This is a genomic window from Chitinophaga cymbidii, from assembly GCF_007992715.1.
Classification (GTDB): Bacteria; Bacteroidota; Bacteroidia; order Chitinophagales; family Chitinophagaceae; genus Chitinophaga; species Chitinophaga cymbidii.
Genome location: NZ_BKAU01000006.1, coordinates 38,888 through 58,730, shown reverse-complemented (window position 1 = coordinate 58,730; position 19,843 = coordinate 38,888). Strand labels below are relative to the sequence as shown.

The window sequence follows — 19,843 nt, the reverse complement described above, 5'->3', positions numbered from 1 at the left end:
CCCCCGGCGGCACAGGCTGGCCTGCCTTGGGAAAAAAGCCTTAAATGCATACATTTGTATGGTTTGGGTAAATAATGAAAATTGCCGAAAACGATTGCTAATTATGGACCTGAGCTTAGCCGGGAGCGGTGCGAACGCTTCCGGTTTTTTCATGTCCGTTCTGCTTAGGGACTCATATTGTGCTGATTATGGTTGCTTGTTATGGTGAAACGATGATCTGTTTTCCTTTGATCTCGAAATGCACTTCGCCGGTCATTTCCAGCATCTGCAGCACTTTGGACACATTGACGTTGCGCGGGATGATACCCCTGAAGTGCGCCTGCACCGGTGAGCGGTACACCACTTCCACATCATACCATCGTGCGATGAGCCGCATCGCGGAACGGATATCATTCCCTTCAAACTGCAGCAGGCCGTTCTTCCAGGCCACCGCTTCCTCCAGGTTCACATGATCTTCCACGTTCAGCGCGCCGGTACTTTTCTCCAGGCTTGCTCCCTGCCCCGGCGAGAGGCGTTTGCTGCTGCCGCCGTGGCTTACTTTCACGGCGCCTTCCAGCAGGGTGGTCTTCACCTGCGCTTCATCTTCATAGGCCATGATATTGAAATGCGTACCGAGCACAGCCACTTCCACACCGCTGGCTTTCACCGTAAAAGCCGCGCCGTCTTTTTTCGCCACTTCGAAATATGCTTCACCCGTCAGCTCCACTTCTCTTTTGCCGCGGGAGAACTGCGCCGGGTAACGCAGGCTGCTGGCGGCGTTGAGCCATACCTTACTGCCGTCTGACAAGGTTACCTGGAATTGCCCGCCGCGCGGGGTGGTGATGGTGTTATAAACGAGCGGCGCTGTTCCGGACTGGCCGGATGTTTCGTAGGCGAGCAGCCCGTTCCCCTGCATTTGCAGTTTTGTGCCGCCCTGCAGCGCCAATGTGCCGTTTGCACTGCTGTCCAGCGGTATCTGCGTGCCGTCCGCAAGCGTGAGCATGGCTTTGTTGCCGCCGGGCGCCACATCGTTCATGAGCGGTTGCTGTGCGGTGGCGTCCGGGGCCGGGCGTTGATCCTGCATCAGCCAGAAAGTGGCCAGCGCGCCGGTCACCAGTACCGCCGCGGCTGCAGCCCACATGCGGTATCTGCGGGGGCGCATGGGCACTACCTGCGCGGGGCGGTCGGCTGACAATATCCGGTCGGCGATCGCATCCCAGTGCGCGGCGTCCTGCTGGTCCGGCGCCATCTTTGGCAGCAGCGCTTCTACCTGTAATGCCACTTCTCCGGTCTGGTCTTCCACCATCATACGGGTGAGCTCTTCCAGTTCAGCGTCCGTGGCCGTTTGCGCCACAGCTTTGCCAACGAGGTACGCCAGGCGGTCTTGCATGATCAATGTATTATTCTTTTAGTGTTAAGAACGTGGTATTTCGCTAACGTGGACTTGTATCAGTACAGGAGGTCCATATACACAGACGCGGAAGTGGAAAAACAGGACCTATCGGGATGGAAATTTTTTTTGAGGGGGGGTACCGGCAGATTTTGCCGGCGTAATTGCAGCGCGAAACTAAAGCGGCCAATAAAGCAGCAGCAACGGCAAAAAATGCCCGGCCTGTTCCAGGAACTCGCGGATGCTGCGGAGGGAACGCACGAGAGAATTTTTGACGGTATGGGGGGATAATCCAAGCTCCTGCGCTATTTCGGGAATCTTCAATCCCTTTTCGCGGCTGAGCAGGTAGATGCGTTTTGCCTGGGCGGGCAGTTGCTGCACGGCTTCCGCGATGGTTTTTACAATGGAATGATAGATGACTTCTTCTTCGGTGGAGATGCCGGCGGCGGGCCGGAGGGACATGGCGTCGAGGGCTTTGTGATGCACGGCCTGGCGGCGCAGCCAGCTGAAGGACTGGTGAAAGACGATGCGCAGAATCCAGGAACGCGGATGTTCGATGTCCGGCAGCTTGTCCCGGCTGATCCACAGCCGCAGAAAAGTTTCCTGGATGATGTCGTCTGCAACGGAGGGATTTTTGGTCAGGTGCAGGATAACGGGCTGCAGCTGTGGCGCATACGACTGGAAAAGTTGACGAAAGGCCGCTTCGTCGCCTCCGGCAATCAACAGGAACAGTTCTTTATCATTGTATGCGGGATCGTGCACCTTGCTTCCTCTGTACGTAAGTTGGTTGATAATGATTATCCGGCTAATGTAGTAAAAATATATCTTTCAATGCCCGCTTTGCGGCATGATAACCGCAGAGGCCATGCACGCCGCCGCCCGGCGGTGTGGACGAAGAGCAAAGGTACATCCCTTTTACGGAGGTGCGGTAAGGGGATGCGCGCAATGCGGGCCGCGTGAACAGCTGCGACAGGTCCATCACCCCTCCGTTGATGTCGCCGCCGTTGTAATTCGGATTATATGCTTCCATGTCGGCGGTGTTCATCACGTGCCTGGCGAGGATGCGTTCGCGGAACCCCGGCGCAAAGCGCTCCACCTGCCGCTCTATTTCTTCCGTCATATCTTTCACCGATCCTCCCGGCACATGGCAATACGCCCAGGCCGTGTGTTTCCCGGCCGGCGCGCGCGTGGGGTCGATCTTGCTGGGCTGCGAGAACAGCACGAAAGGCTGGTCCGGATGCCTGCCGTCCCAAACCTTTTGTTCAGACACCGCGATCTCCTGTATGGTATTGCCAAGATGCACCGTTCCCGCCAGGCGGCAGGCGGCATTCGCAAAAGGCGCCGGATCGTCCAGCGCCCAGTCGATCTTGAACACGCCCATTCCATAGCGGTATCTTTCCAGCTGCCAGCGGTAGATGGAAGAAAATTTATGTCCTGCGATGGCCAGCAGCTGACGGGGCGTGACATCAAAAAGAATAGCGCGGGCAGACGGCAGTTGCCGCAGATCTTTTACAAAAAATCCGGTTTCTATTTTACCGCCGCGTTCCAGAAAATATGCTTCCATGGCCCGCGCGATATTCTGCGAGCCGCCTTTGACCACCGGCCAGCCGTAGAGATGCCCTGCAAGCATGAGCACCATCGCTGTTGCCGCGGTAGCGGCATTGGACAGGGGCTGCATGCCGTGCGCCGCCATGCCGGCCCAAAGGCCCTTGGCCTCGCGGGTATTGAACTCACCGGCTACAGATAACGAGGAGCGCAATGCCACCCATCCGAAACGCGCCATCTCCGTGGGATTTGCCGGCAGCCGGAATGGCGCGAGCACATCCGCCGCAATGCCGGACCAGTTTCTTTCCAGTCTTTCGAATAAACGGAAATACGCGGTAGCATCGCCATTCAAGCCGGATGCGGTGGCCGTGAGGGAGCGGTGCAAACAGGCGGCCGTGCCGTCATCAAAAGGATGCACCGCAGGTAATGAAGGATGAATGCATTCCAGCCCGTATTTATCCAGTTCCAGCTGCTGGAAGAAAGGTGACATCGCCAGCATGGGATGCACCGCGGAACATACATCGTGCAGGAAACCGGGCAAGGTGAAAGATGCGGTACGCATACCGCCGCCCACCGTGTCCTTTCCTTCGAGCACCAATACAGAAAGGCCGCGCTGCTGCAGGGTTATAGCAGCAGCGAGACCATTCGGCCCCGATCCAACGACGATCGCATCATAATCAGCTTGCATCCGTTAACGGTTATACGGATATTCATTAACCCATCTGAAGCCACGGTTCATCAAACGGAACGATCGAATATCCTGCTTTGAAAACTGAAAGTATACCGAATCCTCAAACAGCTTGCCTTCCAGCACCAGCGAAGCGGAATCGGCCTTGTAAGATAATTTATATTTGTTCAGTGTGTCCGTATAAGGAAAAACGGTCGCAGTGCGGCTGATAGTATCTACCATGAAAGCCCAGTATTCCTGGGAATCGTTCATGAATTTAACGGTCGCGCGTTGCGGCGTCTGGATGATGAGCTGCTTGCAGAGGGAGGAGTCCGTCAGCAGCATGGGAAGCGTGTCGTGGTTGCGGACCAGCAATCTGGCGTTATAAATGCCGTACAATGGTGGCTTCGGGCGGAGATCTCCCCATTGATAGCGGCGCTTCAGGCCGCTGGATATCTCTCCATAAAACGTTGCTCCAATGAAAAGTATTTTGATAACAACAGCTGTTATCCGCATCCATCTTCTTGGCAGGAAATTACGGAATAATCCTGGTTCGGCCGTCCTGTTTAACAGCAGTACGTTCAACAGCCGTCCCGCATCGGGCGCCAGCAGGAAAAAACACATGAGCAGCAGCACAGACGAGAACAGCTTCACCGGCACATCAAAAAAGAAATTCATCGCCACCACATTCATCATCACCGCAATGCAGATCATCGCGCCAAGAGCGGTAGTGCGGCGGAAGAACAGGAAAACGCCGCCGATCACTTCAGACCACCCGGCAAAAGCGCTGAAGCCTTTGGAGAACCCTACATAAGACCAGGCCAGCCCCATCGGCGATTTGTCCCCGAACGGCTGCACGAGCTGTGACAAAGACGGATACCCCATCTGTATATGAAAGATCTTCGCAAAACCGTACGTTATCATTGTGCCGGCGAGATAATAGCGCAGCATCACCCGGAGCCAGTAGTGCATTCCTTCGTAATGGTCCCGCTTTCTGTCCAGCACGGACCAGGCGAGCATGATGAACAGGGACAATGCCAGCAGGCAGAGCAGATGTACATAGTTGTAAGTCGTATCCCCGCTGCCGTTAGGAAACACGGTGATCGGCGGCATGTCGAGAACGTGGACCGTTACCCAGGGCACAAACGCATGCCAGAAGCTGTATTCCAGTTCCGACAGGAAGGGTACCATGCCGAGGATGAAAGAGCTGCAATACAGCACAAAAAAAGCAAAGAAAAAGCGGAATGCAATCCTCTGCCCTGCTGTCCATGGACGAGGGATAGGAACGATCATATGCTGGGTTTTGTTAAAGCGCGACTTCCGCGGCAACGCTCTTCAGCTTTGCGGCAAGCTCATCAGACACCTCTTCCGGCTTGAATTGCACGTCTTCAACCGGCGCCTGGAACAGGAAGCGGTACCATACCAGCGAACCGAGGTAACAACCGGCGGCATTCGCGTGGTTCGGATCGAACCGCAGCTTGTCTTTTGCCCAGGTGTACCCCACATGCAGGGAGTTCCGCTGGTCCGGCAAAGCCGGCGCCACCGCGTGCTCAAAATCGAACGCGGTATCTTTTTTATAGGCCCATACCGGGTCGCTGTTCATGATCCAGAACGCATCGCCGGTGGGGATCACCCGCACTTTCAGCTCGTCCGCGATCGTATGATAGCCTGCCCTGGCATGATTGTACATGTCCTGCGCCGTAGCGGCCCGCTCGTTACCGTTGATCTTTCCGAACGCCTTTGCATCGGTACGGTAAGCCCAGGTCTGATGCAATACAATGGTAGCGTTAGGTTGCAGGGATTTAATGAGATCGTATAATTTCTTTGCATAGGGACGATAGGTATCCGGATCACCGGAAAGCAGGGAGTACTGCTGCATGGTGACTACATCCCAGGTACCTTCTGATAACATTTCCTTTAATGACCTGCCTTTGTAAGCCTTGCTGGCCGCTTCAGTGGTATCCGCCAGCCGCCAGTGCCTTTCCAGCGAGCAACCGCCCAGCTCCGCCCGGCCTACCTCCAGCTCATAACCGCCTTCCTTCGCCAGCTGCGGCAGGTAAGTAGCCGCATTGCCGGAAAAGCTGTTGCCGATAATGAACAGGCGGAGCTTTTTCGTTTGTGCTTCCGCGGTAGAGATCAGGCATACGCATACGAGCAGGAAGAGTGCTCTGCATCTTGATAATATCATATTCGTTTCAGTCTTTGTAACGGCTTAAATTATTATTAAAGGGGGAATAATCCAAATGATCCGCTTCTGCGGGCATAAAGTTTGTGTTTAATTTAACATGGCATCACACCCGAAAAAAGACCTTCCGGTATGGGAGATCCGCAGATACCTGGAACCCGGCCCGATCGTGCTCGTCAGCTCTTCGTGGAAAGGGCGGCAGAACATCATGAGCATGGGCTGGCATACCGTAATGGAGTTCTCCCCTTCCCGCATCGGCTGCTTCATTACTTCCGCCAATCACAGCTACGAAATGATCCGCAAAAGCAAAGAATGCGTGATCAATATTCCCACATACGACATGATAGACGCGGTGATACGGATCGGCAATACCACCGGCAGCGAAACGGACAAGTTTGCGGATACGGGGCTTACGCCGGTGGAAGCGGATAAAGTGAAAGCGCCGCTGATAAAAGAATGTTATGCTAACTTCGAATGCAAAGTGGCCGATACGGGCCTGCTCAAGAAATACAGCTTCTTCATCCTGGAAGTGGTGAAAGCGCATGTGGCCGCATCGCCCAAATATCCCCGCACCGTGCACTACCGCGGGGACGGCGTGTTTATGGTATCCGGGAAAAATGTCAGCTACCGCAGGCGGTTCCGGCCGGAGAACCTCTAGGGCATATTTTTTGTTCGTTAGCATCTTTTAACATCAACACATGCCAGAACTCCCCGATTTGCAGGTATTCAGCCACAATCTTCAGCAGCAGCTGAAAGGTAAGGTGGTGAAAAAGATCGCCGCACCCAAAACAAAAAAGCTGAACGTTTCCGTCAGCCAGCTTAAAAAAGCCATCGAAGGGCAGTCCATCAGGGAAATACGGCGCGAGGGTAAGGAGCTGCATATACAATTTGGCAATGGCCATGTGCTCGGTCTGCACCTGATGCTGAACGGCGATCTCCATCTCTTTGAAGGCAAAAATCCGCACAGGCACACGATCATTGAATTGCAGTTTGATGATGATACAGGACTTGTGCTGACTGATTTCCGTTATATGGCACGGCCTACACTGGACCCGGACATCCCCTCCGCCCCCGATGCGCTGGACAAACAGGTCAATGCCCGTTTCCTGAAAGAGCGGCTGTCCGCCAAAAAAGGATCGGTCAAAAACTGGCTGCTGGACCAGGATGCGATCCGCGGCATCGGCAACGCCTATGCGGATGAAATCCTGTGGGATGCACGCATATCACCGTTCTCCTCCTGCCAGGCCATTCCCCCCGCAAAAGTTACGGCGCTGGCTAAATCGGTCAAAAAGGTATTGAAGCATGCGGAAAAGCAGATCCGCAAAGAGCATCCGGATATCATCAGCGGAGAAATAAGGGACTTCCTGCTGATCCATCATTCCAAAAAGAAAAAAAGCCCCACCGGCGCGGCTATACAAGTGAAAACCACCGGCGGCAGGAAAACATATTTTACAGACGAGCAGGTATTGTACGAATCATAAGATGGCAAAACCGCTGCCGTCACATCGCCAAATGCAGGCAAAGGGCGGCTTTAATTTGTCGCAATTCCCCCATTCCATGGCGAAAAGATACCGCCGCCATATGCCCCAATGATCCTACTTTTGACGTATCAACTTCAAATTCAATTCACCTTTAAAAACAACATCATGGCATCAGTAACCCCCTATCTGACATTCGAGGATAGCTGCGAGGCAGCCTTCAACTTTTACAAATCCGTATTCGGCGGCGAGTTCATGGACGGCGGCTTCATGCGGTTCGGCGACAACCCCGCGGAATACCAGCCGGGCGAAGGAGAAAAAAACAAGATCATGCATGTTTCCCTTCCGATCGGGAAAGACACGTACCTGATGGGCAGCGATACGCCTGCTGAAATGGGCACCGTCGTGAAAGGCAACAACTTTTCTGTGGCGGTGCATCCCGACAGTGAGGAAGAAGCTACCCGGCTGTTCAATGGTCTTGCCGAAGGCGGCCAGGTAACGATGCCCCTGAGCAAAACTTTCTGGGGCGCTTATTTCGGTATGCTGACAGACAAATTCGGCGTACAGTGGATGGTGAATTATGATTACAACAGGAAAGGCTGATGCGCATCCAGCCGGATCAGCAATCCCTCATCCCCCTCCAGCGCAATCACATTGCTCACCGTACTGCCTTCCCATTCGCCGGAAGCTGATATTTCCACGGTACCGCCGAATGGGAAACCGGCCGGCCGGAAATAGCAGGGCCGGTGCGTGAGATTGAGCACCACCAGGAACGAAGGGCTTCCCTCCTTTTGCCGGATGAAAGACAGCAGCTGGTTATCAGCATAAACAGATGTATACGTTCCTTCTGATAATGCGGGTTCCTGCCGCCGCAGGCTGATCAGGCGGCGGTACAGGCTGAGCATGGACGAATTATTTTCCTTTTGCGCGCGTACATTGACGCGCGCAAAATTTTTGTCCAGCCGCAGCCAGGGGCTGCCGTCCGTGAAGCTGGCGTTCCTGCTGCCATCCCACTGCATCGGCGTGCGCGCGGGGTCCCTGCTGAGGTTCTTATCGGGCATGTTCAGGCCCTGCGGGTCTTTGATTTCATCAAAGGGAATGGCTACATCGCGCATGCCGATTTCATCGCCGTAATAAATAGTGGGCGTGCCGCGCAGCGTCAGCAGCAACATTGCGGCGATCCTTGCCTGTTCCGCACCAACACGACTGGCGATGCGCGGCCTGTCGTGATTACTGAGCACCCAGTTGGGCCAGCCGTCTGCCGGCAAAGCACCTTCATACTGATCGATAGTAGTGGCGATCTGCAGCGCATCCCAGGGCAGCGAAAGCAGCAGGAAATTGAATGGAAGATGCGCGCCTTTATTGTCGATGCCATAATAGGTGACCAGCTGTTTGATCGGAAGATATACTTCAGCTACCAACACCCTGTCCCCGTCAAATTCCTCCAGCACGCCGCGCATTTTGCGGGTGATCTCCTGCACTTCCGGCTGATCCGTAGAGTACACGGGCAACAGCTGATCGAAGGCGGGCATGTGTTGCGCGTAGTCGGGATTAGGTGGATTATTGCGCAGCTGCTCATCTTTGAAAATGAACCACAATACATCCACCCGGAAGCCGTCCACACCCTTCTGCAGCCAGTAACGCATGACGTTGAACATGGCTTCCTGCACTGCGGGGTTGCGCCAGTTCAGGTCCGGCTGTTCTTTCAGGAAAGAATGATAGTAATATTGCTGTGATGGTCCGTCCCACTCCCAGGCGCTGCCGCCGAATACGCTCAGCCAGTTGTTGGGCAGGGAGCCGTCCGCCGGAGCGTTCTGCCAGATGTACCAGTTGCGTTTGGGACTATCGCGGGAGGAACGGGATTCCAGGAACCAGGCATGCTGATCAGAAGTATGGTTCGGCACCAGGTCCAGCAGCAGCTTCATGCCCCGCTCATGCACGGCCTGCAGCAAGGCGTCCAGGTCTTCCGGACGGCCGAACAACGGATGGATGCCGGTATAGTCGCTGATATCATACCCGAAATCCGCCATGGGCGAAGGGAAGACGGGAGACAGCCAGATGGCGTCCACACCAAGCCATTGCAGGTGATCAAGCCGTTCCAGGATGCCTTTCAGGTCGCCTACCCCATCGCCATTGCTATCCTGGAAAGACCGCGGGTATACCTGATATATAATGCCTGTTTGCCACCATGCTTTTTTTGTGTCTGCCATCTTGCTGCGTTTTTTGTGGAACAGCACAAGATGTCTGCCAGAAATGTCCAGTCGCCGGCGTATTGAATAATATCCTACATTAGCGAACATATGATCAATATCCGGGACCTGCATATTGAAAGGGACATCTTGCCGCTATTCGACTATACCTGTAACGATTTTTCCCGTGGTGTGCTGACTGATCTTTTCCGTACGCCGCTTCCTTCCGCGGCGGACATCCTCCACCGGCAGGAGATCATCAAGGGCATGCTGAAAAATTGGAAGGTGCTGGAATCCTATTCCTACGCGAGGGGTGACCTGATGGAAGTCCATCAGCTTTGTAAAAGCGTGGAGCATATGGAAGAAAGTTCCCGCATCGGGCTGATGCTTAACAGCAGCACCCGGCAGCAACTACAAACCCGGCTCACCCAGTTCATTCTTTTCATGCACCGGTTATACAACCGGTATTTTTCTTTGCTGCATGCTGACGCTTTTCCTCCTGATTTCGGCAGGAAGATAGCATATATTCCCGGGATGCTGGCCCGCTTTAACCTGCATCGGTACGAAGAACTGAACCGCGAAGGGAAGTTCGGCACAACGCACATGGTGGCGTTATTGAAAATATTGAAAAGGGAGCTGACGGTGGAAAATAATACCGCGTTCTGGGATCACCTGTTCACTTTTGAAGCATACCTGTCTATGGCCACCGGCGTTCAACGGCACCAGTTCGTTTTCCCGGAGATGGATGCGCAGGGCAGGTTTGAACTGAAAGGATTTTATCATCCCTTGCTGCAGCAGCCGGTAAAAAATGACCTGGTCACGGTAACGAACGTGATGCTGATCACCGGTCCGAATATGTCCGGTAAATCAACATTGCTCAAGGCGATCGGTATCTGTGTGTATCTCGCGCATGTTGGCGTGGGCGTACCGGCGCAGTCCTGCATCATGCCGTTTTTTGATTGCATGACTGTGGCGATCGATCTGAAAGATGATCTGAAAAAAGGATATAGCCACTTTAAAACGGAGATCAATACACTAAAAGATGTTGTGCGGCAGGCGCATGACGGCAAACGGTGCTTTGCCATTTTCGATGAGCTGTTCCGCGGCACGAACCCCGAGGACGCGCTGGAAATATCCACCACCACTATCGCGGGGCTGTCTAAATTCCCTCATTCACGTTTCTTTGTTTCCACACATCTGTACGCCCTGCAAAATACCCTCCGGCCGGCTGCAGCTGCAATGGGTGTTTACCGCATGCAGTGCAGCCTTGAAAGCGGACGGCCGGAGTTTACTTATTTACTGAAAAATGGCTGGTCCGATCTGCGGATCGGCCGGATCATCTTTGAACAGGAAGGATTGAACGGTTTGCTGACGCATCCGTAATTCCTTCTACCACTCTTCTGTATAATCCAGGTCTTTCGAGAACGTATCTTTCATGTAGAACAGCGACCAGCATGCCAGCGCCATGCAAATCGATTGACGCCACTAACGTGGCCGCATATCCGCGTTTTTCTTTGGGCATCATTGAACGGGCAAAAGTGAAGGTATGGGAACGGGCCCATTATTCGGGGATAACGATGAATGCGGGGAATTTTATAGCATGGAATTTCAGGAAGGCTTGTCTTTCGTATTCCTGATAAGGCCGATGCCGGCGAAGAAAAAGATAGCGCCGAGAATGGCGTAGATGACGATGCTTTTGATGCTTCTTGCGCCTTCCGCGCCATCTACGAACTTGACGGCGGCCAGGATAAGGCCCACGGCGCCAAGAAGCGAAAAGACAATTCCCAGTATTCTTTTTTCCATAAACGTTTTGCAGGAACAGGAACAAATAATATGCCGGTCAACATTTTTCCCATGGACGAGCATAGCATGTTATGCTTGAATTTTAAATATATTATGCCGGAACATGCATGATAACCTAAAATTTATGCATTTTTTTGCCGGATTACCGTTTTTTTGTTAACTTCAGTAGCGACAACCCCTAGTATGTTTAAGCATTTGCGACAGTAACTATTCAATCTACACCGGCGTCATTATTAAAGCACATGGCGGGCCCATTACAGTATTCATATAAGCGACAAGAGCGGTTCTCCGCTTCACTGGCGTAGCATCATCCACCTTCCATGCGGCTTTCAGGTGAGCTGCTGACAGATTTTACAGGATAATCATGTGAACGTGCAGGTAGCAATACGGCGGTGCATCGCCAGATGCGCCGGTTACCTCCGGCTAAGCGTTTCTTTCTTTTCCAAATACCAAAACTTCATCGACATGACAAATCCACTCAAAAAGCAACACCGAAGATGGAAAGCGCTCCCCCTCATCTTCCTTTTCCTGGCGCTGGCCTTCCCCGCCATGACCCAGGTCCGCATCAGCGGAAAGGTAACGGCAACGGACGGCTCTCCGGTGCCGGGGATCACGGTACAGCTTACCGGCACTACTACCGGAGGCAGCTCGGACGCAACCGGGCAATACAGCTTTTCCGCTAACATCCGGCCGGGCACGCATACGCTGGAATTCTCCGGCATCGGCTTCAGGTCCGTCCGAAAGGCCATTACCGTCAGTGGCGACGCCGTATCCGCGGATGCGGTGATGGAAGAAGATGTGCTGAATATGGATGAAGTGGTAGTGATAGGCTCTTCCCTCCGGCAATCCCGGAAACAATTAGGCAACACCGTTAATTCGGTGAATGCAAAGCAGCTGGTCAACACCGGATCGGGGAACATTGGCGCGGCGCTGCAGGGCAAGGTGCCCGGCGCGCAGATCACGCAAACCTCCGGCGATCCGTCAGGCGGCATTTCGGTCCGCATGCGGGGCACGAGCACCATCAAAGGATCTTCCGAACCGCTGTATGTGATCGACGGCGTGATCGTGAGCAATTCCACCACTAACGTCACGAACATGAATGTGAACGCGGGCGGAAGCGCCGAGCTGGGCACCAACCGGATGGCGGACATCAACCCGAACGACATTGAACGGATCGACGTAATACCCGGCGCCTCGGCTTCCGCTATCTACGGCTCCCGCGCCAGCAACGGCGTTGTGCTGATCACCACCAAATCCGGCAAAAAAGGTGAGCTGAAAGTTGACTTCGGCACCAGCATCATCACCAACTCCCTCCGTAAAAAAGTATACATCTCCGAATACGGCAAGCAATTCGGCTCCGCCAGCCTGCGGCTGGGCAATATCAGCAACGGTCCCGGTAACACGATCACGTATATACGTCCGGACGGACAGGAAAGGAAACTTTCTGTTGACCTGGTGGACGTAACGCGGTATGATTACCAGGACCAGATATTCCATACCGGGCTGGGCACGGATAATTATGTATCCATCAGCGGCGGCACGGATAAAACGAAATATTATTTCTCCGGCGGATATTATTACAACCAGGGCATCATACGCAATACGGACTTCCGTCGGTTCAATTTCAAAACGCGGGTGGAGCAGATCATCAACGACTACATCACCATCAGCGGCGGTATCGCCTACACGAACAGCTTCTCCCACGAGAAGCCCAATGGCAACGTATTCTGGAGCCCGATCAACGCGGTGAACATCACCAACAATATTTATAACATAGAAGAGCGTGATGCGGACGGCAACCTCAAGAACGTGGAGCCTACCCGCGTGAACCCGCTCAGCGTGATCGAGGACATGGAGCTTACGCAGGCCGTCAGCAGAACGATCAGCGACCTGCAGGTGAAGATCAGGCCGGTGAAAGGGCTTAGCATCGATTACATCCTTGGGGTGGACAATTTCAGCCAGGAGGGCAACAACCTGATAGAAAGATATCCTTACATCGCCGCGCAGGAAGGGTTGGGCTATGTGTCCAGCGCACTGGTCAATTCTTTCCTGATCAACAACGATGTAAATATTTCCTACAGCACATCGCCAGGCAATTTTTCTTCCCTTACCACCGCCGGCTTCAATCATCAATACCAGAAGATCACCGGTCTTTTTAACGAAGGGCGGGACCTGCTGAACGGCATCACTACCATCAACGGCGCCGCCACGCGCCTTGATCCGCGGTATAGCTACGATCAGCGCCAGGTATTCGGCGGGTTCCTGCAACAGACCTTCGGCTATAAAAATATCGCGTTTCTCACCGCGGCGGCGCGTATAGACGGCAGCACGTCTTTTCCGCAGGACACACGCACGTACTTTTATCCAAAGCTCAGCGCGTCCTGGAACATCAACGAAATGGGGTTCTGGAAAGACATGCAGCGCAGCTGGTTCAGCTCCGCCAGGCTCAGGGCTTCGTGGGGGCTGGCAGGTAATCTCACCGGCATCGGCACCTATGACCGGTTCTCCACCTATCTGTCCGGCAGCCTGAACGGGATTGCCACTTACAACCTCAATACCGCGCTGGGCAACCAACTGGTGGAACCTGAACGGTCCAGCGAAATAGAATTCGGTACAGACCTCTCCTTCCTGAATAACCGCCTGGGCGTGATATTCACCGTGTACAACAAAAGGATTGTTGGCAACTCGCTGCTGGTAGACAGGGTGCTGGCGCCTTCGTCCGGCGGCAGCACGCGCACCGAAAATGTGGGCGACCTTACCAACAAGGGATGGGAACTGGGTATCAACGCCGTTCCCATATCCGGAAAGGATTTTTCCTGGAACGTTGGCGGTTCGTTGAGCAGGAACAAGAACCTGGTAACGTCCTCCAGCCAGGTAACGCCGATCGCGCTGGCCAATGCGGCGGGCTCGGTTTCGGTGATCCTCGCGGGAGAACCGCTGGGTGTTTTCTACGGCAACTATTTTGAAAGGGACGCCAAGGGAGGCATTGCGGTGGATAGTGAAGGACGCCCGATTGCGGCGCTCGACGCGCAGAAGGTGCTGCTGCGGAGAGTACTGGGAAGTCCGCACCCGGACTGGCTGCTGAACTTCAGCAATACCCTTGCTTATAAAAAACTTACGTTCAGCTTCCTGATCGACGGAGCGCTGGGCCAGGAGGTGTTCAATGCCGACAGGAGAACACGCCAGGGCGTTGGCATCGGCGACTATTCCGAAAGGGAAATAAAGGGCGAACTGCCGCGGGGGTACATCTTCGCCGTTTACAACACCGAAGAGTGGCGCGTTGAAGACGGCTCTTATGTTAAACTGCGGGAAGTATCGCTTTCCCTGGAACTGCCTTCGTTTGCAAAGTTCATCAAATCGTCCTCCGTTTCACTGACAGGCCGCAACCTGATCAGCTGGGACAGCTATGATGGCTACGATCCGGAAACAAATGCCGGCGGCAACAGCTCTGTGCTGCGGGGGATCGACTTCGGGAATGTGCCTATTCCCAGAACGTTCCAGCTATCACTCAGGGCCAGTTTCTAATCTCAAAAAGTAACATCATGAAAATGCTTCGTATAAAACAAATCACTTTATGGCTGCTGCTGGCAAGCACTTTCCCCATTGCCTCCTGCAATAAGGAATACATCAATCCAAGTACCGCTTCGGTGCCAAGCGTGACCACCAGTCCGGACGCACTCATGAACCTTTGCGCCGGCCTGCAACGGCGCTTCACCATCGGCAGGCAAAGCCCCCTGTATTGCGCGCCCATCGGCGGCGCTTACAGCGTGTATGCGTTATATACACTGAACATTGGCAACACCACGGAAAAAGAACTGGAAACAGGGAAAGGCGCTATTACGCTCAACAACTCGGTCGTTTCACAAATGTGGACGCAATGCCTGCTTGCCCGCACAGAAGCGGAAACGGTGCTGAACAATTTGAATGTGGCCGCAGATGCGGGCGACAAAGTGGGACTGAAAGCATATGCCAGCATCTTCTATGCATTGAGCATAGGCACACTGGTGCAGTTCTATGAAAGAATACCACTGGAAACCGAAGTCAATGCAGAATTCAGTCCACGGCAGGAAGCCCTGCAAAATGTCATCGCCATCCTGGAAAGCGCGGATGCGGACCTTGCCTCCACCACACCAAGTGCAAAGTTCCTGACTAAAGTACCTCCGGGCATTGATGTCAGGAATACCGTAAAAGCCCTGCTGGCCAGGTACTACAACGTCCAGAGCATGATCTCCGGCACTTATGATGCGGCTTCGGGGAACAAAGCCATCACCTATGCGGCGGCGGCCAGCCAGACCGTCAAATCAGAGTTCCAGTTCTCAACAGCCACCACCAATCCGCTTGGGGAATGGAATTTTACGGTGAACGTATTCGGCGCCATCGATTCAACCCTTGGCCTGCGCAACGGCCTCGCGCCGGTGCCCGCCGCCAGCGATCCGCGTGTAGGGTTTTACATCAGCCAGACCGGCCCCACCACTTATCCGCTGAAAGCATTCGCGCTGAACACCACCGCCTCCTACCCTGTTTATCTGCCCGGTGAAATGCAGCTGATCATCGCGGAAAACTATGCCCGCCAGTCGCTTTTCGTTCAGGCCAAAACTGCGCTCGATGCTGTGCGTACCAAGACGACGGACATCTATGGCATCGGCGCTGACCAGCCTCCCTACAGCGGCCCGATGACGCAGCCCGCAATGCTGACCGACATCTATAAACAAAGAAGACTTGAAATGTTCCTTTGCGGCCAGGAGCTGGAAGACAGCCGCCGTTTCGGCCGCCCTGGCCCCAACCAACCCGGTGAGGAAAGAAACCGCAACTTCTATCCTTATCCGCAGATAGAAAGAGATAACAATCCCAATACGCCGCCCGACCCGGCGATCTGACCGTCCAACTGCAAAAGGCTGTTCCCCGGGGAGCAGCCTTTTGCTTTTAAAAACCGGCGCCTCCTGTTATGGAATTACCTCACCGTTTATCCTGACGAAGCATTTTTACCATGCTCACATAAGACACCAGCAACAACGCCTCGAAAAGCAAGGGCGCCATCACGTTTACAAAAGGATCGCCCACGATCGCATGCGAAGCCGCCGCCGCCACAAACAGCACCGTAAAACCGGCATAAGCCCATTCCTTGAAGCGGGAATATCCCGGCAGGCTTAACAGTATGATCCCGATCCACTTACCCGACCCGATCAGGAACGGCAGGTAATCCGGGTACCCAAGATGGGTCATCGACTCCGCCACAAAATCCATCCTGGCAAAATCGGTAATGGACGTTAAAAACATCAATACAAGAAAAATGATCGTAGCAATGCGATAGGTCAATTTCATCGTTATAAGATAAATTTTAGCGTGTAACTTTACTTGTCGTTGTGACCATAACGGCCATCGCGGCAAAAGTATCGATCAATTGATCATCAACAAATACGGTACTAACAGGTTCGTTACTTACCTGCGGGTATGCAATAGTGAAAATCAAACGGTTATTATGAGAGTTTTTTGTAGAAATTCAGAACCAGTGGACTTTTGCCCGGTCAAAGATGTGTTTGATCGTATTGGTAATAAATGGACAGCCCTGATTATGCTCACATTGGGGCAGGCAGAAAGGCCGATGCGTTACCGGCAGCTGCATGAAACGATCGGAGACATATCGCAAAAGGTGCTGACGGCGACCTTGAAGAATTTACAGGAGGATGGACTGGTTGCCCGGCAGGTGTACCCGGAGGTGCCGCCGCGGGTGGATTATTCATTGACCGCTAAAGGGCAGAGTTTATTGCCGCATCTGTATAGTCTGGCGGAATGGGCGAATGAGCATATGCGCGGGAATAATTGAGGGAAAAGCCATTGATGCTGCTTTATGGTGATTTCCTATTGCGCTGTATTCCCCTTCAACCCCGATGCATACCTTGCACCCAGGTAAATGCCCGCCGCATACACAAGAATATAGGCTATATTATTCTTGCACACCAAGAAAAGACTTAACAGTACAACGACCGCATAGATCTGCCAGAGCGCGGGCTGTATGCGATCATTCAGGCGAAACCGTACTTTGCTGTATAAGGAAGTGGCAATGGTCATAACACCGAGTACGCCGCCGAAAGCACCGTCCATGATCTCTCCGGGGCCGGCGAATACGGGAAAGATGATATGTGCTATATTAAAGATCACTGCGGAGATCACCGCGAATATGAAATACAATACCACTACTTTCGTCACTCCCACCCTGCTTTTCAGGATATGTCCGAAAAACCACAGCGCACTCATGCTGATGAGCAGCTCCGCAAAATTGAAGTGCATGAACTGGTAGGTGAACAGGCTGGCGGACCAGTTGCTTAATGCGTCGTTAGCGTTTGCGGACAAGGCTAGAAAATGACGGAAAATATCATCTACCTTGCCTTCGCCGAAAGGCGCTTCCAGCGTACCGACCCAACCGAGGACCAGGTAAGTGAAGTACAGGATAAGATGTGCGAGGATCAGGAGGTTCAGTTTGTCCTTCAACGAAACGGAGAAATGAAAAAGCGTATCAGAAGCCTGCAATTCACCGGTATAGGAATGTTTAACCTTCATATTCCAGGGTGTTTGGTTCGGGCAGCATTATCCAATAAACGTGCCTGAAATGGCGGAGGAATATGAAAAAACATGGAACAGTTTACAGAAACCCTTATCCGGTGCCGCTTTCGGAGGATAAAAAATTCAGCTATCTATTACTTGTGCCGGTTATAATAAATCCGGCCTTTGGGAAAGACCTTATGAGCGTCCGCCCACTTTTGCCATTTCGCACCAAGATTATCAACGATCTCCTGGTGGTTATGCGCTACATCAAAACGCTCTGAGCGGTCGTTTGACAGATCATACAGCTCCCACCGGCCTTTGGGCAATTTCTTCACCGCTTTCCAGTTGCCATGCAGAATGGCGCAGTTTTCCTCATGTTCCCAGTAAAAATAGTCATGCGTTTTGCCCTGGCCTTTGAGAATTGCCGGCAGCATGTTGATTCCTTCCGTCCTGATAATGGAGTTGCCCTGGTAAACAGAAGGATAACTGGTGTTCGCCGCATTGACAACGGTTGACATGATATCAATAATGTGATAAGGTGAGGAAACGAGCTTGCCTTTTCTCTTTTTCATGGCCTTCGGCCAGCTCACAATGAGAGGAGTGGACGTTCCGCCTTCATAGGTTGTATTCTTCCATTTTTTATATGGCACGTTCGATACGTTAGCCCATCCTGTGCCGTAAGAAGGAAACCAGAAGCTGCGGGGATTATTGACTTCTTCTACAGGCTTCCCTCCCAGCTCCTTATAAGGCTCCGCACAGGCGCCATTATCAGAAAGAAACATTATCAGGGTATTATCCAGCTTGCCGGACCGCTTTAATTCATCCAGCAACTTGCCGATGTTATAATCCATGCAATAAATCTGGGCGGAATAAACGCTCATGCGGTAAGCAACGTCTTTCTGTTCCTGTTCGCTTAATTCATTCCAGGGACGCATTTCACGGCCGGCAACCTCCCAACCTGGCTTTACCAGGCCCATGGCGAGCTGCTTTCTCCAACGTTCATGCCTGATCGAATCCCAGCCCATCGCATACTTGTCCCTGAACTTTTCTACGTCCCCGGGTTTAGCCTGTAATGGCCAGTGTGGCGCGGTGAACGCCAGGTAGAGAAAAAATGGAGCATCGTCGTGCTGCTGCCTGATAAAACCCACCGCGTTGTCCGCAAAAGCATCCGTTGTGTAGTAACCTTCGGGAAAATCATACTGCGTTTCTCCATTGTCAGCCGTAATCCCCCGTGGCGGAAATGGCTTCAGATAGCTGGAACCGCCGGATAATATGCCGTAAAACTTTTCAAACCCTCTTTGCAAGGGCCACTTTTCCCGGCCATGCATGCCCACATGCCATTTGCCGGTCATATAGGTATGATAGCCCGCCGGTTGAAGTACTTCTGCTATGGTCACCGAATTTTTGGTTAAGTATCCACGGTAACCATCTACGCCTTCGTCGTTCGCTTTAGGATCTTCCGGGTCTTCCGCCATTCTTCCGATGCCGCTTTCATGCGGGTATAAACCGGTCAGCAGGCTTGCGCGGCTCGGGCAGCAGCGGGCATTATTGTAGAACTGCGTGAACCGTACGCCATCTTTCGCCAGTTGATCAATATTGGGGGTTGGAATTTCACTGCCATAACAACCGATATCTGAAAAGCCCATATCATCGGCGAGGATGATGATGATATTGGGGCGCTCGTCATTACCCTTATCAAGTTGCCGGGGCGCGGCATGGCAAACATCCACTGTGATCAGAAAGAATATGGCTATGAGGGTGATATGCTTGTAAAAGAAGGATTTCCAACCTGAATTCATGATATTTATTTATGACCCTAAGTTATAAATAACAGATTTCAAAAACAGAGAAATATCAAACCGGTTTGTGATGGGTATTTTACTTATAAGCAAAGGGTTTAACTACATATTCCGGGTAGCTGTTCATACTGTGATCAGTATTGGATCGCTATGTGATCACCGAAGGATCACACTGGGTAAGGTGGACTTGATGCGGAGATGGTCTGCTCTTCGTGTGGGCGTGTAAAATCTGTATCCTGGAAAAGTTGGGCAATAGGGAGCCCCT

17 protein-coding genes are annotated in these 19,843 nt (G+C 52.9%); 7 read left to right on the top strand and 10 right to left on the bottom strand.

Annotated elements, in window-relative coordinates:
- Positions 1-199: 199 nt before the first annotated feature.
- The 5 genes from CCY01nite_RS22955 to CCY01nite_RS22935 form a co-directional block, all read right to left on the bottom strand.
- Positions 200-1,369 carry a FecR family protein gene (locus CCY01nite_RS22955; protein WP_146866691.1) on the bottom strand — a complete coding sequence of 390 codons (1,170 nt, stop codon included), beginning with the start codon at positions 1,367-1,369 and terminating at the stop codon, positions 200-202.
- Between the two features lie 177 nt (positions 1,370-1,546).
- Positions 1,547-2,131: an RNA polymerase sigma factor gene (locus tag CCY01nite_RS22950; protein ID WP_186831217.1), complete on the bottom strand. Its 585-nt coding sequence runs from the start codon at positions 2,129-2,131 to the stop codon at positions 1,547-1,549.
- A 43-nt stretch (positions 2,132-2,174) separates the two neighbouring features.
- Positions 2,175-3,602 (bottom strand): phytoene desaturase family protein, encoded by a 1,428-nt coding sequence (locus tag CCY01nite_RS22945; RefSeq protein WP_146866687.1) that lies wholly within the window; start codon positions 3,600-3,602, stop codon positions 2,175-2,177.
- A 3-nt stretch (positions 3,603-3,605) separates the two neighbouring features.
- Positions 3,606-4,874 carry a DoxX family protein gene (locus CCY01nite_RS22940; RefSeq protein WP_146866685.1) on the bottom strand — a complete coding sequence of 423 codons (1,269 nt, stop codon included), beginning with the start codon at positions 4,872-4,874 and terminating at the stop codon, positions 3,606-3,608.
- A gap of 13 nt (positions 4,875-4,887) precedes the next feature.
- Positions 4,888-5,769 carry a DUF4886 domain-containing protein gene (locus tag CCY01nite_RS22935; protein ID WP_146866683.1) on the bottom strand — a complete coding sequence of 294 codons (882 nt, stop codon included), beginning with the start codon at positions 5,767-5,769 and terminating at the stop codon, positions 4,888-4,890.
- Positions 5,770-5,866: 97 nt separating this feature from the next.
- Here CCY01nite_RS22935 and CCY01nite_RS22930 point away from each other — a divergent pair, with 97 nt between their 5' ends.
- From CCY01nite_RS22930 to CCY01nite_RS22920, 3 genes are all read left to right on the top strand, one after another.
- Positions 5,867-6,424 carry a flavin reductase family protein gene (locus CCY01nite_RS22930; protein WP_146866681.1) on the top strand — a complete coding sequence of 186 codons (558 nt, stop codon included), beginning with the start codon at positions 5,867-5,869 and terminating at the stop codon, positions 6,422-6,424.
- Positions 6,425-6,464: 40 nt separating this feature from the next.
- The gene (locus CCY01nite_RS22925) at positions 6,465-7,247 is read left to right on the top strand and encodes a DNA-formamidopyrimidine glycosylase family protein (RefSeq protein ID WP_146866679.1); all 783 of its coding nucleotides are present in this window, start codon (positions 6,465-6,467) and stop codon (positions 7,245-7,247) included.
- Positions 7,248-7,412: 165 nt separating this feature from the next.
- A complete protein-coding gene (locus CCY01nite_RS22920; protein WP_146866678.1) occupies positions 7,413-7,847 on the top strand; it encodes a VOC family protein in 435 nt (144 codons plus the stop codon).
- Here the strand turns inward: CCY01nite_RS22920 and CCY01nite_RS22915 are convergent.
- Positions 7,829-9,454 (bottom strand): alpha-amylase family glycosyl hydrolase, encoded by a 1,626-nt coding sequence (locus CCY01nite_RS22915; protein ID WP_146866676.1) that lies wholly within the window; start codon positions 9,452-9,454, stop codon positions 7,829-7,831. The two genes, CCY01nite_RS22920 and CCY01nite_RS22915, sit on opposite strands and share 19 nt — an antisense overlap.
- Before the next feature lie 90 nt (positions 9,455-9,544).
- Here CCY01nite_RS22915 and CCY01nite_RS22910 point away from each other — a divergent pair, with 90 nt between their 5' ends.
- On the top strand, positions 9,545-10,816 hold the full coding sequence (locus tag CCY01nite_RS22910) for a MutS-related protein (protein WP_146866674.1): 1,272 nt from the start codon (positions 9,545-9,547) through the stop codon (positions 10,814-10,816).
- A 225-nt stretch (positions 10,817-11,041) separates the two neighbouring features.
- Here CCY01nite_RS22910 and CCY01nite_RS22905 read toward each other — a convergent pair whose 3' ends face one another.
- Complete coding sequence (locus tag CCY01nite_RS22905; RefSeq protein ID WP_146866672.1) at positions 11,042-11,236, bottom strand: hypothetical protein; 195 nt, start codon at positions 11,234-11,236, stop codon at positions 11,042-11,044.
- A 465-nt stretch (positions 11,237-11,701) separates the two neighbouring features.
- Here CCY01nite_RS22905 and CCY01nite_RS22900 point away from each other — a divergent pair, with 465 nt between their 5' ends.
- Both CCY01nite_RS22900 and CCY01nite_RS22895 read left to right on the top strand, forming a co-directional pair.
- Positions 11,702-14,761, top strand: coding sequence for a SusC/RagA family TonB-linked outer membrane protein (locus CCY01nite_RS22900; RefSeq protein WP_146866670.1), 3,060 nt, complete (start codon positions 11,702-11,704; stop codon positions 14,759-14,761).
- 17 nt (positions 14,762-14,778) lie between these two features.
- A complete protein-coding gene (locus CCY01nite_RS22895; RefSeq protein WP_146866668.1) occupies positions 14,779-16,113 on the top strand; it encodes a RagB/SusD family nutrient uptake outer membrane protein in 1,335 nt (444 codons plus the stop codon).
- A 79-nt stretch (positions 16,114-16,192) separates the two neighbouring features.
- On the opposite strand, the gene CCY01nite_RS22890 is transcribed toward CCY01nite_RS22895, so the two are convergent.
- Positions 16,193-16,558 (bottom strand): DoxX family protein, encoded by a 366-nt coding sequence (locus tag CCY01nite_RS22890; RefSeq protein ID WP_146866666.1) that lies wholly within the window; start codon positions 16,556-16,558, stop codon positions 16,193-16,195.
- Positions 16,559-16,637: 79 nt separating this feature from the next.
- Here CCY01nite_RS22890 and CCY01nite_RS22885 point away from each other — a divergent pair, with 79 nt between their 5' ends.
- The gene (locus CCY01nite_RS22885) at positions 16,638-17,060 is read left to right on the top strand and encodes a winged helix-turn-helix transcriptional regulator (protein WP_246130021.1); all 423 of its coding nucleotides are present in this window, start codon (positions 16,638-16,640) and stop codon (positions 17,058-17,060) included.
- 35 nt (positions 17,061-17,095) lie between these two features.
- On the opposite strand, the gene CCY01nite_RS22880 is transcribed toward CCY01nite_RS22885, so the two are convergent.
- Entirely contained in the window at positions 17,096-17,794 is a 699-nt protein-coding gene (locus CCY01nite_RS22880; RefSeq protein WP_146866664.1) for a rhomboid family intramembrane serine protease, read from the bottom strand.
- 137 nt (positions 17,795-17,931) lie between these two features.
- Positions 17,932-19,578, bottom strand: a complete 1,647-nt coding sequence (locus CCY01nite_RS22875; protein ID WP_146866662.1) for an arylsulfatase — start codon at positions 19,576-19,578, stop codon at positions 17,932-17,934.
- Between the last annotated feature and the right edge of the window lie 265 nt (positions 19,579-19,843).